At 72.9% G+C, this 14,893-nt stretch carries 14 protein-coding genes; 3 read left to right on the top strand and 11 right to left on the bottom strand.

Annotated features, from left to right (window positions below; genetic code table 11):
* Window positions 1–598: 598 nt before the first annotated feature.
* The 3 genes from ASG94_RS21570 to ASG94_RS02510 all read right to left on the bottom strand — a co-directional run bounded on the left by ASG94_RS21570 (window position 599) and on the right by ASG94_RS02510 (window position 1,718).
* Window positions 599–760: a hypothetical protein gene (locus tag ASG94_RS21570; protein WP_156411387.1), complete on the bottom strand. Its 162-nt coding sequence runs from the start codon at window positions 758–760 to the stop codon at window positions 599–601.
* Window positions 761–1,013: 253 nt separating this feature from the next.
* Window positions 1,014–1,169, bottom strand: coding sequence for a hypothetical protein (locus ASG94_RS21565; RefSeq protein WP_156411386.1), 156 nt, complete (start codon window positions 1,167–1,169; stop codon window positions 1,014–1,016).
* 33 nt (window positions 1,170–1,202) lie between these two features.
* Window positions 1,203–1,718: a class I SAM-dependent methyltransferase gene (locus tag ASG94_RS02510; RefSeq protein WP_056924846.1), complete on the bottom strand. Its 516-nt coding sequence runs from the start codon at window positions 1,716–1,718 to the stop codon at window positions 1,203–1,205.
* 91 nt (window positions 1,719–1,809) lie between these two features.
* Here ASG94_RS02510 and dapB point away from each other — a divergent pair, with 91 nt between their 5' ends.
* Both dapB and ASG94_RS02500 read left to right on the top strand, forming a co-directional pair.
* On the top strand, window positions 1,810–2,553 hold the full coding sequence (gene dapB / locus ASG94_RS02505; RefSeq protein ID WP_056926239.1) for a 4-hydroxy-tetrahydrodipicolinate reductase: 744 nt from the start codon (window positions 1,810–1,812) through the stop codon (window positions 2,551–2,553).
* Between the two features lie 109 nt (window positions 2,554–2,662).
* A complete protein-coding gene (locus tag ASG94_RS02500) occupies window positions 2,663–4,294 on the top strand; it encodes a M4 family metallopeptidase (protein ID WP_235537098.1) in 1,632 nt (543 codons plus the stop codon).
* A 68-nt stretch (window positions 4,295–4,362) separates the two neighbouring features.
* On the opposite strand, the gene ASG94_RS02495 is transcribed toward ASG94_RS02500, so the two are convergent.
* Genes ASG94_RS02495 through ASG94_RS02470 form a run of 6 tightly spaced genes read right to left on the bottom strand, consistent with a single transcriptional unit; the run spans window position 4,363 to window position 12,907 of the window.
* On the bottom strand, window positions 4,363–6,129 hold the full coding sequence (locus ASG94_RS02495; protein ID WP_056924845.1) for an L-lactate permease: 1,767 nt from the start codon (window positions 6,127–6,129) through the stop codon (window positions 4,363–4,365).
* 31 nt (window positions 6,130–6,160) lie between these two features.
* Window positions 6,161–7,546 carry a glycolate oxidase subunit GlcF gene (glcF, locus tag ASG94_RS02490; protein ID WP_082623883.1) on the bottom strand — a complete coding sequence of 462 codons (1,386 nt, stop codon included), beginning with the start codon at window positions 7,544–7,546 and terminating at the stop codon, window positions 6,161–6,163.
* Window positions 7,546–8,802 carry an FAD-binding oxidoreductase gene (locus tag ASG94_RS02485; RefSeq protein ID WP_056924844.1) on the bottom strand — a complete coding sequence of 419 codons (1,257 nt, stop codon included), beginning with the start codon at window positions 8,800–8,802 and terminating at the stop codon, window positions 7,546–7,548. The genes glcF and ASG94_RS02485 overlap by 1 nt, the downstream gene beginning before the upstream one ends.
* Window positions 8,802–10,298: an FAD-linked oxidase C-terminal domain-containing protein gene (locus ASG94_RS02480; RefSeq protein ID WP_235537097.1), complete on the bottom strand. Its 1,497-nt coding sequence runs from the start codon at window positions 10,296–10,298 to the stop codon at window positions 8,802–8,804. Before ASG94_RS02480 ends, ASG94_RS02485 begins: the two co-directional genes overlap by 1 nt.
* Window positions 10,299–10,301: 3 nt before the next feature.
* Window positions 10,302–10,733, bottom strand: a complete 432-nt coding sequence (locus tag ASG94_RS02475; RefSeq protein WP_056924843.1) for a GlcG/HbpS family heme-binding protein — start codon at window positions 10,731–10,733, stop codon at window positions 10,302–10,304.
* Entirely contained in the window at window positions 10,730–12,907 is a 2,178-nt protein-coding gene (locus ASG94_RS02470) for a malate synthase G (protein ID WP_056924842.1), read from the bottom strand. The genes ASG94_RS02475 and ASG94_RS02470 overlap by 4 nt, the downstream gene beginning before the upstream one ends.
* Before the next feature lie 161 nt (window positions 12,908–13,068).
* On the opposite strand from ASG94_RS02470, the gene ASG94_RS02465 reads away from it, so the two are divergent.
* Window positions 13,069–13,836, top strand: a complete 768-nt coding sequence (locus tag ASG94_RS02465; protein ID WP_056924841.1) for an IclR family transcriptional regulator — start codon at window positions 13,069–13,071, stop codon at window positions 13,834–13,836.
* 45 nt (window positions 13,837–13,881) lie between these two features.
* Here the strand turns inward: ASG94_RS02465 and ASG94_RS02460 are convergent, their stop codons facing one another.
* Both ASG94_RS02460 and ASG94_RS02455 read right to left on the bottom strand, forming a co-directional pair.
* On the bottom strand, window positions 13,882–14,181 hold the full coding sequence (locus tag ASG94_RS02460) for an AzlD domain-containing protein (protein WP_056924840.1): 300 nt from the start codon (window positions 14,179–14,181) through the stop codon (window positions 13,882–13,884).
* On the bottom strand, window positions 14,181–14,885 hold the full coding sequence (locus tag ASG94_RS02455; RefSeq protein WP_056924839.1) for an AzlC family ABC transporter permease: 705 nt from the start codon (window positions 14,883–14,885) through the stop codon (window positions 14,181–14,183). The genes ASG94_RS02460 and ASG94_RS02455 overlap by 1 nt, the downstream gene beginning before the upstream one ends.
* Between the last annotated feature and the right edge of the window lie 8 nt (window positions 14,886–14,893).

The following is a 14,893-nucleotide window of genomic DNA, read 5'->3' as shown; positions in this document are numbered from 1 at the left end:
ATGACGCCGGCGGCTGGACTCTCGGTCCATGGCGGACTCCCACCCGACCCCGACCCCGATCTCGGGCGCGGATGACCTCGTCGATCCGACGGCTCTCGCGGTCAGAGGTCGACCGCGCAGCGCCGCCTACCGGTCCGTCACGCACGGCATCCACCGACGCCGACTCGACGGAGCAGGGCAGCGCGAGGAGTGGTTGGCCGACCTGCGGGGCTGGCAGCTGCTCCTCACCGGACACGGATGCTTCACGGCACTGACGGCCGCACGGATCCGTGGCTGGGAGCTGCCTCCGCTCCCTGCGGCGACCCCCGTCTTCGTCGCGATGCAGCTGGACGACCCGCGGCCGATCCGCGACGGGATCCGCACCAGCCGTCATCCGGACCCGATCGAGCACGAGACAGTCGCGGGACTCAGGTGCGCCACGGCAGCCGAGACGCTGCTGGCGTGTGCGCGATGGCTGTCACCGCTGGACCTCGTGGTCCTGGTGGACAACGCCCTCCAGGTCCGCGATGTCACCGTCGAGGAGCTCCGTGACGTCTGCAGGCCCAGACGCCGCGGACGCTCTGCGCTCCTGGCTGCACTGGTCCGGGTGGATGGCCGGTCAGAGTCCTCGTGGGAGACGCTCCTGCGACTGCTGCATGTCGCCGTGGGTGCCGATGTCGTACCGCAACGCGAGGTCCGGGATGCCGACGGAGTGCTCGTTGCACGGGTGGACCTCCACCTGGTCGGCACCACCTCCGTCCACGAGTTCGACGGGGGTCATCACCGGGAGCCCAACCAGCACCGGGACGACCTCAGGCGTGAGCGGCGACTCAGCACCCTGGGTCGGGTCCGCCGCGGGTACACCGCCTCCGACGTGGTCCAGCGGCCGATCGGCGTACTGCGCGACGTGGACGTGGCTCTGGGTCGGGAGCACGATCCGCGTCGCATCCGGCCGTGGCTCGCGATGCTGCGCGAGTCGCTCTACACCCCGTCTGGACGGGAGGCCTTCCTACGGAGGGTCGGGACCACGTCGGTCACTGGCGGGAGACGACGTCGAAGAGGGCGATGAGGCCGTCGTACGCCGCCAGTTGCACGGGAGAGCGGGCCAGGACCGTCGTACGCCGCCAGTATCGCCGCGGCGAACCGGGCCCCGCCGCGCCGCCCCACTCGCGCCGGCGTGCCGCCGACACACCGCCGAGCCCGGAGCCCGGAGAGCAGGCGACTCAGCGCCGGCCGATGATCCCGATGACGGCGGGCGCCTTCTGCTCGACGACCGAGACCCGGAACCCGGCACGGGCGAGCGCGTCGGAGGTCTTCTTCACGATGTTGGGGACCAGCTCGGAGCGGTTGGCCTCGTAGAAGAGGTAGACCGCCCCGCCGGGTACGACGCGCTCGTGCAGCAGGGCCACCTCGTCGTCGCAGTTGCGCACCCAGAACAGGTTGACGTTGAACGCGAAGACCTTGGTGAGCCGCTTGACCGGGACCCGGAGGGTGGCCAGGTCGATCTGGCGCACCACCAGGCGGCCGGCATCGACGGCCTTCTGGTTGCGGCGCTTGGTGCGGTCGACTCCGGACTCGGAGCGGTCGATGGCGAAGAGCTTGCCCGACTCGAGCTTGCTGACGATCAGCTCGGCCCCGGCACCTGGGCCGCACCCGATCTCCAGGACCTGGTCGTGGGGTTGGACGTCCATCAGCTCGACTGCCCAACGGATGCGGGGCGGGATCGTCTGCAACGGCATGGGTGACAGCCTGCCACTAGCGGGTTCACGAGTCAGCCACCGCCACTCACCGGACGCGCTTCGACGCTAGGTTGGTCCCGTGAACGAGCAGCTGTTGGTCGGTGTCCTGGGCGCGCGTGGCAAGGTCGGCGCGGAGGTGTGCGCGGCGGTCGAGGGGGCCGCCGACATGGAGCTGGCGGCCGCGGTGGACGCGGGCGACGACACCGCTGCGCTGGTCGAGGCCGGGGTGCAGGCGGTCGTGGACTTCACCCATCCCGACGTGGTGATGGACAACCTGCGGTTCTGCATCGAGCACGGGATCGATGCCGTGGTGGGCACCACCGGCTTCGACGAGGAGCGCCTCGACCAGCTGCGGGGGTGGCTCGGGGACGAGCCGCGTTCCGGCGTGCTGATCGCTCCCAACTTCTCCGTCGGGGCGATCCTGATGATGCGCTTCGCCGCGCAGGCCGCGTCCTTCTTCGACTCGGTCGAGGTCGTCGAGCTGCACCACCCCGACAAGGCCGACGCGCCGTCCGGCACCGCGCGGCGTACGGCGGAGCTCATCGCGGCCGCGCGCCGCGACGCCGGGAGCGCACCGATGCCCGACGCGACCTCGACCGGCCTCGACGGCGCCCGGGGCGCGGACGTCGACGGCGTACGCGTGCACAGCCTGCGGGTCCGGGGGCTGGTCGCCCACCAGGAGGTCGTCCTCGGCGGCGTGGGGGAGACCCTCACCATCCGCCACGACTCGCTGCACCGCTCGTCCTTCACCCCCGGGGTGCTGACCGGCCTGCGGGGCATCGGCGAGCGTCCCGGGCTCACCGTGGGACTGGAACACCTGCTCGACCTGGGGTGAGTCCTGCGAGTTTGTGCGATGCACAGACCTGACCCACGTCCGCGCTTCCCGGCGGGGGGAGTCCGGCCGAGACTTCTCGGGATTCGTCACCCCTCGGGAAGGACCCCACGTGAAGATCACGATGACCAGCCTCGCTGCCCTGGCGCTCGGCGCCGCGGCCCTGCCGGCCGTGCTGTCGCCCTCGGCCCAGGCCGCCGACCCGGCCGCCACCCCGGCCGCCACCCCAGCCGCCACCCCGGGCTCCCCGGTCGCGGCCGCGCTGCAGGGACTCGGCCAGCACGCCTCCGCGGCGCGGGCCGCCGCAGGCCAGGAGTTCGCGGCCTCGTCCGTGCACGTCGACGACGACGGCAGCACCCACGTGCGCCTCGACCGGACGCTCGACGGCCTGCGCGTGGTGGGTGGCGACCTCGTCGTGCACCAGGCCGCGGACGGCTCGTGGGAGGGCGTGAGCCAGACCCTCGGTGCACCGCTGCGGCTCTCGACGCGACCCGGGATCGGCAAGGCCGCGGCCGGGTCCGCCGTGGTGGCCCGCAACTCCACGGCCGCGATCACCGGCGACCAGGAGGTCGAGGGCGCCGAGCTGGTCGTCGACGCGACCGGCGCCACCCCGCGGCTCGCGTGGGAGGTCCTCACCGGTGGCGTCCAGGCCGACGGGACACCCAGTCGCCTCGCGACGTACGTCGACGCCCGCACCGGCTCGGTCATCCGCACCGAGCAGGGCATCCAGACGACCGACGGCTCCGGCCAGTCGCTCTACTCCGGCACGGTGCCGCTCCAGCTCACCCAGTCCGGCTCGGCGTACCTCCTCAAGGACGCGACCCGCGGCGGCACCTACACCACCGACCTGGCCAACGGCACCGACTCGATGCTGTGCCAGCTCTTCGGGTCGGGCTGCAAGACCGGGACGACGTTCAGCTCGCCCGACACGTCCTTCGGCAACGGCACGACCAGCAGCCGCGAGTCGGCGGCCGTGGACGCGCAGTACGGCACCAACATGACCTGGGACTACTTCAAGCTCGTCCACGGTCGCAACGGCATCTTCGGCAACGGCACCGGCTCCTACAACCGCGTCCACTACGGCCAGAACTACGTCAACGCGTTCTGGGACGGCACCAAGATGACGTACGGCGACGGGGACGGCGTCGGCTACGGCCCGCTCACCTCCCTCGACGTCGCGGGCCACGAGATGACCCACGGCGTCACCGAGAACACGGCCGGGCTGACCTACTCGGGGGAGTCGGGTGGGCTCAACGAGTCGACCTCGGACATCTACGGGACGATGGTGGAGTTCTACGCCGCCAACGCGAACGACCCGGGCGACTACCTGATCGGTGAGGAGTTCGACCTCAAGAACCACCGCGGCTTCCGCCGCATGGACAACCCCTCGTCGGACGGCAGCTCCCAGAACTGCTGGACGACCGGTACCAAGAACCTCGACGTGCACTACTCCTCGGGTGTGGGCAACCACTTCTTCTACCTGCTCTCCGAGGGCACCGGCACGAAGACCTTCGGAGGGGTGGCGCACACCTCGACCGCCTGCAACGGGGCCACTCTGACCGGCATCGGCCGGGACGCGGCGGCCAGGATCTGGTTCCGGGCGCTGACGGTCTACATGACCTCCGGCACGACCTACTCCGGCGCCCGCACGGCCACCCTCAACGCCGCGCGTGACCTGTACGGCGCCGGCAGCGCCCAGCAGTCCGCGGTCGCGGCGGCCTGGAGCGCGGTCTCCGTCGCCTGACCCCTGCGCCACGCCGAAGGGCCTGCACCCCACCGGGTGCAGGCCCTTCGTCGTGCGGGTCGGTCAGGTCAGGGGACCATCCAGCTGAGCACGGCCGTCGACTGCAGGCCGACCAGGATGCACATCAGCACCAGCAGACCGAGGCTCCAGCCGATGACCTTGCGGAAGATGTCACCCTCCCGGCCGGCCATCCCGACCGCGGCGGCAGCGATGGCGAGGTTCTGCGGGCTGACCATCTTGCCGAGCACGCCGCCCGAGGTGTTGGCCGCAGCCATCAGCACCGGGTCGAGGCCCGCCTGGGCCGCGGTCTGCACCTGCAGCGCACCGAACAGGGCGTTGGCGGAGGTGTCCGAGCCGGTGACGGCCACGCCGAGCCATCCCAGGATCGGGGACAGCAGCGCGAACGCCGCACCGGTGCCGGCGAGCCACGCGCCGAGGGCCGCGGTCTGGCCGGACAGGTTCATCACGTAGGCCAGGGCCAGCACCGCCATGACGGTGATGATCGCCGACTTGAGCTCGACGTAGGTGCGGCCGTAGGTGCGCAGGGCCTGGCCCGGGCTCACCTTGAGGATCAGCATGGTGATGAGGCCCGCGAGGATCATCAGCGTGCCGGCGGCGGGGAGCCAGTTGAAGGCGTACGTCGTCGTGGAGACGGGCTCACCCGCGGTGTTGAGGACCTCGAGGCCGGGCCACGCGAAGGCGAACGTGAACGGCTCCTGGGCCAGGAACTCCTTGACCGCCGGGATGTTGACGATCGAGAAGATCACGATGATGACGCCGTACGGCGCGTAGGCCTTGGCGACCTCGGCACCCGAGTCGTGCACCGGGGCGTCTCCCGACCCGGAGCCGGATCCCGACCCGGAGCCGGAGGTCGCAGCGCGACCCGTCGACGAGGTCACGGAGGTGGACACGCCGTGCGGCTGGCGACGCCCGGAGGCGGCCGTCCCGGCGCTCTCCAGCTCCTCCTCCTCGGCCACGGCCCGGTCGGCGGTGAGCACCTCGGAGGGCGTCCACACCCGCAGCAGCAGCACGACGGCGGCGGCCGCGACGAGGCTGGCGACGATGTCGGCCAGCGGCACGGAGATGTAGTTGGCGGCCACGAACTGAGCGAGCCCGAAGGCCGCACCACAGACCAGCGCGGGCAGCCACGTCTGGCGGACGCCGCGTCGGCCGTCGACGACGAAGACCAGGACCAGCGGCACGATGACGGCCAGGATCGGGGTCTGGCGCCCGACCATCGCGCCGAGGGTCTCGACGTTCAGCCGCGGGTCGTCGCTGGCGCCGGAGGAGACGGCGGCGAGGGTGACGATGGGGGTGGCCAGGGCGCCGAAGGCGACGGGCGCGGTGTTGGCGATCAGGGCGACCGCCGCGGCCTTGATCGGGCGGAACCCGAGAGCCATGAGCATCACGACGGTGATGGCCACCGGCGTGCCGAAGCCGGCCAGTGCCTCCAGCAGGGCGCCGAAGCAGAAGGCGATGATCATCGCCTGGATCCGCTGGTCCGGGCTCACCCTCTCGAACGAGCGTCGCAGCACGTCGAAGTGCCCGGACGCGACCGTGAGGTTGTAGACCCAGATCGCGTTGATGACGATCCACAGGATCGGGAAGAAGCCGAAGGCTGCGCCCTCGGTGCCCGCGAGGAGCGCCTGGCCGACGGGCATGCCGAAGAGCACGACCGCGACGAGGAGGGACACCCCCAGCGAGATCAGGCCCGCGACCCAGGCCTTGAGGCGCAGGCCGCCGAGGAGCACGAAGAGGGTCAGCAGGGGAATGGTCGCGCAGAGGGCGGACAGGGCCAGCGAGTCGCCGACCGGTGAGAGGTTCTGTTGGAACACGGGGTCTCCCGAGGGGTGGTGGGGATGGGGGTCAGGCGGGCGTGAACGTCGTCGCTGGAGCCCCCCGGATGGAGGCGTCGAGCACCTCGATGGTGTGGGCCATGCCCATCGGGTGACCGGAGCGCTCGATCGCCGACGTCACCTGCATCAGGCAGCCGGGGTTGGCGGTGACCAGCACCTGGGCGCCGGTGGCGACGATGTTGCGGGCCTTGCGGTCGCCGAGCTCGCGTGCCGGCTCGGGGTTGGTGATGTTGTAGATCCCGGCCGACCCGCAGCACAGGTCACCCTCCGGGATCTCCCGCAGCTCCAGGCCCGGGATCGCCTCGAGGAGGCGACGGGGCTCGGCGCGGACGCCCTGGGCGTGCGCGAGGTGGCAGGCGTCGTGGTAGGCGACGGTCATCTCGAGCGGATGGCGCGGCGCGACCGGGCCGAGCTCGTCGAGGATCTCGGAGACGTCGCGGACCTTGTCGGCGAACCCCTGCGCGCGGGCGGCGTACGCCGGGTCGTCGGCCAGCAGCGCGGCGTACTCCTTCATCGAGGACCCGCACCCGGCGGCGTTGACGACGATGCGCTCGACGCCGCTGGACTCGAAGGCGTCGACGAGGGCGCGGGCGTAGTCCTGCGCCTCCTTCTCCCGGCCGTTGTGCACCGACAGGGCGCCGCAGCAGCCCTGGGACCGCGGGACGACGACGTCGCAGCCCTCCGCGCGCAGCACGCGTGCGGTGGCGGAGTTGACGCCGGGGAAGAACGCGCCCTGCACGCAGCCGGTGAGCAGCCCGACCGTCATCCGTCGGGTGCCGGTCGCCGCGATGTGCTCCGGCAGCGGCTCGGGCCGGCCGAGGCGGGGGGCGAGGCTCTCCATGGCCGCGAGGTGGGGCGAGAGCCGGTCGAGCAGCCCGGTACGACGCAGGGCCCGGTCGAGGCCGGTGGCCTGGAGGGCGCGCAGGGGACCCCGGAGCAGCCGGAGCCGCTGCGGGTGCGGGAAGAGCGCGAAGATGAGGCCGCGCAGCGCCTTGTCCTGCGGGGCGCGGTCGTGGTGGCGCTCCACCTGGGCCCGGGTCTGCTCGATCAGGGTGTCGTACTGGACCCCGGACGGGCAGGCGGTCACGCAGGCCATGCAGCCCAGGCAGGCGTCGAAGTGCCCCACCATCGAGTCGGTCATCGGCTCGCCCTCGAGGCCCTCCTTCATCAGGTAGATGCGACCGCGGGGGGAGTCCATCTCCTCGCCCCACAGGACGTACGTCGGACAGGTCGGCAGGCAGAACCCGCAGTGCACGCAGTCGCCGATGAGGGCGGCGTCGGGCGGGTTGTGGTCGTCGAAGGCGCCGCCGGGGGCGGGCATGCCGAGGTCGACCGGATCCACGACGCCGCCCATCTCGCCCAGCGTGCCGTCGGTGTCGTGCTCGGTCGTGCTCATCAGATGCCTCCCACGAAGCGTCCCGGCGAGAGCCGGTGGTCAGGGTCGAACTGGTCCTTGACGCGGCGCATCAGGTCCAGCGCGGGGATGGGGCCCCACACGTCGACGGCCGCCTTCACCGCGGCGGGCGCGTCGACCACGACGGCCGTGCCGCCGTGCCCGGTGCAGGCCCGCCGCAGCCGGTCGAGCGCCGTCCGCACGTCGTCGAGCGGCGTGCCGGGCGGGAGGGCGGCGTACAGGACCCCGGACCCGGCCGAGCCGCGCACGACGGCACCTGTCGCGTCGGCCGCGGCGAGGACGTCGCCGACCCCGGAGAGCACGCAGGTGAGCTTGAGGGCGGTGCTGCGGTCGTCGCCGGTGGCCGACACGTCCCACGGGTACGTCGCCCCGCCGGCGGGCTCGCTGTCCGACTCGGTGGCGTCCGGGCCGAGGAGGCCGCGCACGACCTCGGCGCGGGCCGCCACGCTGTCGGCGCGGCCCTCCACCAGCACGCTGAGCGAGCCGGCCCCGCCGGTCCAGTCGACCTCGATCGCGGCCGGGACGAGCTGCGAGTGCACGACCGACTGCGCGACCTCGAGGGCCCGCGCGGGCGTCCCGACGGGTGCGACCACCCAGCGGTGGGCCGCGGGGAGCGGGTGCAGCCGGAAGGTGGCGTCGGTGACGACCGCGAGGGTGCCGCCCGAGCCGATCATCAGCTTGCCGAGGTCGTAGCCGGCGACGTTCTTGACCACCCGACCGCCGGCCTTGGCCACGACCCCGTCGGCGCGCACCATCGTGATGCCGATGAGCAGGTCGCGAGCCGTGCCGGTGGCCGTCCGGCGCGGACCGCTGGTGTTGGCGCCGAGCACTCCGCCGACGGTGGATCCGGGGACGGTCTCGTCGAGCGCCAGGCGCTGACCGCCCTCGGCGACCGTCCGCTGCACGTCGGCGAGCAGGGCGCCCGCCTCGGTCGCGACGATGAGGTCGCCCGCGGCGTGGTCGAGCACCCGGTCGAGCGCCGAGAGGTCCAGCAGCACGTCGGCGCTGGTGGGGGCGGTGCCCCACGAGAGCTTGGTGCCGCGACCGCGGGGCACGACCGTCAGGCCGTGGGCCGCGCAGGCCCGCATCACCTCGGCCACCTGTTCGGTGTCGGAAGGCCGGGCGACGAGGCCCGGGGGCACACCGTCGACGGCGTCGGTCTCCTGCGGGTCCTCGACCCGGGCGCAGGCGGAGGCGATCGCCTCACGCGCCGCGGCGGCGAGCGTGTCGGTCGCCATCAGAAGACCTCCGCGAGCCCGGCGTCCTGCAGGGGGTGCGCGCCCTTGTGTCGTCCGGGCACCTCCCCGCAGAGCCGGGGGGTGGGGAACACCTTGCCGGGGTTGGAGATGTTCTGGGGGTCGAAGGCGCAGCGGACGAGCTGCATCGTGTCGAGGTCCTCGTCGGTGTACATGCGGGGCATGTACTTCGACTTGTCCATGCCGACTCCGTGCTCGCCGGTGATGGACCCACCGTGCTCGATGCACAGGTCGAGGATCGCGCCGCTGACCCGCTCGGCCGCCTCGCCGGCACCCTCGACCTCGTCGTCGAAGAGCACGAGGGGGTGCAGGTTGCCGTCGCCGGCGTGGAAGACGTTGGCGACCCGCACGCCCGAGGACCCGGACAGCTCGGCGATCGCCGTCAGCACCTCGGGGAGGGCGGTGCGCGGGATGACGCCGTCCTGCACGATGTAGTCCGGGCTGATCCGGCCGACCGCGGCGAAGGCGGACTTGCGGCCCTTCCAGATGAGCGCGCGCTCGGCGGGGTCCGTGGCCAGGCGCTGCTCGAAGGCGCCGTGGTCGTCGCACAGCCGCCGGACCTCGGCGTACTCCTGTTCGACCTCGACGGCCGCACCGTCGAGCTCGATCACGAGGACGGCGCCCGCGCCGTCGGGGTAGTTGCAGTGGACGGCCGCCTCGGCCGCCTCGATGGCCAGGGCGTCCATCATCTCGATCGCGGCGGGCACGATGCCCGCGGCGATGATCGCGGAGGTGGCCGCTCCGGCCTGGTCGGTCGAGCCGAAGCCGACCAGGATCGTGCGCACCTCCTCGGGCAGCCGCACCAGCCGCACGGTGGTGGAGGTGACGATGCCCAGGGTGCCCTCGGAGCCGACGACGGCACCGAGCAGGTCGTAGCCGGGGGAGTCCGGTGCTGCCCCGCCGAGGGCCACGGTGTCGCCGTCCGGGGTCACGAAGTCGGCGCCCAGGACGTGGTTGGTCGTGAAGCCGTACTTGAGGCAGTGGGCGCCGCCGGAGTTCTCCGCGACGTTGCCGCCGATCGAGCAGATCTGCTGGCTCGACGGGTCGGGCGCGTAGTAGTACCCGAGGGGGGTCGCCGCCCTGGTGACGTCGAGGTTGATCACGCCCGGCTCGACGACCGCGCGCTGGTCCTCGCGGCGTACGTCGCGGATCGCCCGCATCTGCGAGGTCACGATCAGCACCCCCTCGGCATGGGGCAGCGCCCCGCCGGAGAGCCCGGTGCCGGAGCCGCGCGCCACGAACGGGACGCGCTGCTCGGCGCACGCCCGCACCAGGCCCGCCAGCTGGGCGGCGTCCTGCGGGATCACGACGAGCGCGGGCGTGACGCGGTAGTGCGCCAGCCCGTCGCACTCGTAGGTCCGCAGCCGGGTGCGGTCGGTGATGACGGCGTCGCCGGGCAGCAGCCGACGAGCGACGTCGGCGACCGCCGCGATGCGCGCGGGGCTGTCCGTGGCTGGGGTGCCACCCGGGTCCGCCACGACTCAGTCGACCTGCGGCGTCAGGCCGGCGCCGGTGATGCCGGCCACCGCGGCCGCCTCGTCGTTGTCGGAGGTGTCGCCGGTGACGCCCACCGCACCGAGCAGGTCGCCGCCCGCGTCGCGGACGAGCACCCCGCCGGGCACGGGCACGAGGGTCCCGCCGACGGCCGAGGTGACCGCGGCGACGAAGTAGGCCTGCTGCTCGGCACGGCCCATGATCGAGCGCGAGCCCATGCCCAGCGACAGGGCGCCGTACGCCTTGCCGAAGGCGATCTCGAACCGCTTCATCGACGAGCCGTCCTCCCGCTCGGCGGCGACCACGTGGCCACCGGCGTCGAGGACGACCACCGTGAGCGGCTTGAAGCCGGCCGAGCTGGCGTGCGCCCGGGCCCCGGCGATGATGGTGCGGGCGGTCTCCAGGTCGAGGCTGGTCACGACGGGGTCCTCTCGGCGGTCTTCCGCTGGGCTCGGCGGCGGTGCAGGATCGGCTCGGTGTAGCCGCTGGGTTGCTCCAGGCCCTCGAGGACCAGGGCCTTCGCGGCGGCGAACGCGTCGCCGTCGAAGTCGGGGGACATCGGTTCGTACGACGCGTCGCCGGCGTTCTGCTCGTCGACGACGGCGGCCATCCGGCGCAGCGTCTCGTCGACCTGCTCGCGGGTCACGACGCCGTGGTGGAGCCAGTTGGCGACGTGCTGCGCGGAGATGCGGCACGTGGCCCGGTCCTCCATCAGCGCCTCCCCGGTGATGTCGGGGACCTTGGAGCAGCCGACGCCGGCGTCGACCCACCGCACGACGTAGCCCAGGAGGCTCTGGAGGTTGTTGTCGATCTCGGCCTGGCGCTCCTCCGCGGACCACGAGGCGGGGTCGCCGAGCGGCACCTGCAGCAGCTCGGCGCGGTCCCGGCGGCGTCCGCCCGCACGCAGCTCCTCCTGGCGCGCGTGCACGTCGACCTGGTGGTAGTGCAGTGCGTGCACGGTGGCGGCGGTGGGGGAGGGCACCCAGGCACAGCTCGCGCCGGCCCGCGGGTGCCCGACCTTGGCGTCGTACATGGCGGCGAGGCTGTCGGGGGCCGCCCACATGCCCTTGCCGATCTGGGCGCGACCGAGCAGGCCGCACTCGAGCCCGATGTCGACGTTGAGGTCCTCGTAGGCCCCGATCCAGGTCTCGGACTTCATGTCGTTCTTGCGCACGACCGGACCGGCCAGCATCGAGGTGTGGATCTCGTCGCCGGTGCGGTCGAGGAAGCCGGTGTTGATGAAGGCGACCCGCTCGCGGGCCTCGGCGATGCAGGCCTTGAGGTTGAGCGTCGTACGCCGCTCCTCGTCCATGATCCCCACCTTGATGGTCAGGCGGGGGAGGCCCAGGAGCTCCTCGACGCGGCCGAACAGCTCGACGGCGAAGGCCACCTCCTCGGGGCCGTGCATCTTCGGCTTGACGACGTACATCGAGCCGGTGCGCGAGTTGGCCAGCTGTGACTGCCCGCGCAGGTCCCGCAGGCTGCCGAGCGCGGTCATGACGGCGTCAAGGATGCCCTCGGGCACCTCGTTGCCGTCGCGGTCCAGCACGGCGTCGGTGGTCATCAGGTGCCCGACCTGGCGGATGAAGAGCAGCGAGCGCCCGCGCAGCGTGACGTCGGTGCCGGAGGTCGTGGCGTAGGTGCGGTCGGGGTTCATCGACCGGGTGAAGGTCTTGCCGCCCTTGGTGACCTCCTCGGCGAGGGTGCCCTCGTTGAGGCGCAGCCAGTTGCGGTAGCCCAGCACCTTGTCCTCGGCGTCGACGGCCGCGACCGAGTCCTCGAGGTCCATGATCGTGGACACGGCCGACTCCAGCAGCAGGTCCTTGACCCCCGCTGCGTCGGTCGAGCCGATCGCGTCGTCGGGGTCGACCTGGATCTCGACGTGCAGGTGGTGGTGCACCAGCAGCACGGCCTTTGGCGAGCCCGCGTCACCCCGGAAGCCGACGAGCTGGGCGGGATCGGCCAGCCGGACGACGTCGTCCTTGACCGTCACGGCCAGTCCCTCGTCGTCCACGGCGTACGACGCGGCGTCGGCGTGCGAGCCCGCGGCGAGCGGGAAGTGCTCGTCGAGGAAGGCCCGGCCGCGGGCGATGACCTCGTCGCCGCGCGCCTTGTTGTACCCCTCCCCGGGGGCCAGGTCCCCGTCGGTGGGGATGACGTCGGTGCCGTAGAGCGCGTCGTACAGCGATCCCCAGCGCGCGTTGACGGCGTTGGTGGCGAACCGCGCGTTGAGCAGCGGGACCACCAGCTGCGGCCCGGCGATGGACGCGATCTCGTCGTCGACGCCGGCGGTGGTGACGGCCACGTCGTCCGGCTCGTCGAGCAGGTAGCCGATCTCGCGGAGGAAGTCCGTGTAGGCGGCGGCGTCCGGCGTGCCCGGGTGGGTCCGGTGCCAGTCGTCGATGCGCGACTGGAGCTCGTCGCGGCGCGCGAGGAGCTCGCGGTTGCGCGGCGCGAGGTCGCTCACGATCGCAGCGGCGCCGTCCCAGAAGGTCTGCGGGTCGAGCCCCGATCCCGGGAGCGCCTCCTCCTCGACGAAGCGGTGGAGGCTGGCGGCGACGCTGAGGCCCCCGGTCTGAACGCGGTCGGTCATGCCACTCCCTTGGTGGGAAACCCGAGATCGACAACCCTTGCCCGGATTTCCGCATTGTGGAAACATTGGTGGTCAATAATGGAAACTATGGAGTAGTCGCCTCCTGTGTCAAGGGTCACGCCGCCCGAGCGACGCCATCATCACGGCGCGAGGAGGGCTCCATGGCACCACCGTCGGACGCGTCCGGGCACACCCCTGGCGGGGTCCAGTCGGTGCATCGCGCGCTGGACCTGCTCGAGGTCGTGGCCGGCCGGGGCGGCACCCTCGCGATCGGGGAGATCGCCGCGCTCGCCGAGATCCCGCTGCCGACGGCCCACCGCCTGCTGCGCACCCTGGTCGACCGTGGCTACATGCGCCAGGCGCCCGATCGCCGGTACACCCTCGGGTTCCGGCTGGTCCCGCTCGGTGCGTCCGCGGGATCGATGGTGGGGGCCGGGACGGAGCGGGTGCTGGGCGGCGTGGTGGACGCGCTCGGGGAGACCGCCAACCTGGCGATGCTGGACGGCGACCGGGTCGCCTACGTCGCCCAGGCGCCCGGCAGGCACGCGATGCGGATGTTCACCGAGGTCGGACGACGCGTGCACCCGCACTGCACGGCGGTCGGCAAGGCGGTCCTGTCGGCGTCCTCCGAGGCCGACGTCAGGGCGCTGCTCGCGCGCACCGGGCTCCCGCGGCACACCGCGAGCACGATCACCGACGTCGAGGTCTTCCTGGCGCAGCTCGACGAGGTCCGCGCGCGCGGCTACGCGCTCGACGAGGGCGAGCAGGAGGTGGGCGTGCGCTGCGTCGCCGTGCGTCTGCCCGGCAGTGCCTCGCGGATGGGGATCTCGATCTCCGGGCCCGCACCGCGCATGACCGACGACCTGCTGGCGGAGGCGGTGCCGGTCCTGCGGTCGGCCGCGGAGGACCTGGCCGCGGCCATCGGCTGAGCGGTCGTTCCTGTCCGGACCGGGCGGTCCGGCCGGCGGGACCCCTCAGACGGCCAGGCGCAGCAGGGCGGCGGTGGCCGCTGCCCCGACCACCACGACGAGGAACGGCGCGCGCAGCAGCAGTGCGACGACGGCGAACCCGAGCCCGGCCGTACGGGCGTCCACCGTCAGCGACGACCCCTGTGACCACACCTGGACGGCGACGAGGGCCGCCAGCAGGGCCACGGGGACGAGGTCGGCCACGCGTTCGACGACCGGGTGGGCCAGCACCCGCTGGGGCAGCGAGAGGCCGGCGAGCTTGAGCGCGTAGCAGCCGGCCGCCGCCACGACGATCGCGATCCACATCAGTCGGGCGCTCCCGTCCGGTCCAGGGCCCCGGCCAGCAGAGCCACGCCGCCGGCCGCCAGCACCGGGACGCCCGCGGCCGTGAGCGGGACGAGGCCGAGCGCCACGCCGGCCGCGACCACGGCGACGAGGCGGTGGCGCCGGTCGGAGAGACGCGGCCAGAGCAGCGCCAGGAAGGCCGCTCCCACGGCGGCGTCGAGGCCGAAGGCGCGGGGGTCCCCGAGCGTCGTACCGACGAGGGCGCCGCCCAGCGTGGCGACGTTCCACAGGACGAAGACGGCCACCCCGGTCGTGAGGAAGCCCAGTCGGGCGGCCGCGGTGCTCCCGCGGTTGATGGCCATCGCGGTGGACTCGTCGAGCAGGACGTGCGCCGCGGCCACCCGCCGCCAGCCGCGGAAGGCCAGGAGCGGGGCCATCCGCAGGCCGTAGAGGGTGTTGCGGGTGCCGAGCAGCACCGCGGTCATGGCACCGCTGAGCGGAACGCCGCCCGCGGCCACCACGCCCACGAGGGCGAACTGCGACGCCCCGGTGAAGACGAGCAGGGACAGGGCGCAGGTCTGCAGGACGCTCAGCCCGGCGGCGACGCCCACCGCGCCGAAGCTGATGCCGTACGCGCCGGTCGCGACGCCGACGGCCAGGCTCTCGCCGACGATCGTGCGTCGCTCCTGGCGCGGGAGCGGGCGCGCGCGGGCGGGCGGGGACATGCCGCCAG

The sequence above is a fragment of the Nocardioides sp. Soil805 genome (genome assembly GCF_001429625.1).
Classification (GTDB): Bacteria; Actinomycetota; Actinomycetes; order Propionibacteriales; family Nocardioidaceae; genus Nocardioides.
The sequence above is the reverse complement of the archived record's forward strand: the minus strand, read 5'-3'. Positions and strand labels throughout refer to the sequence as shown.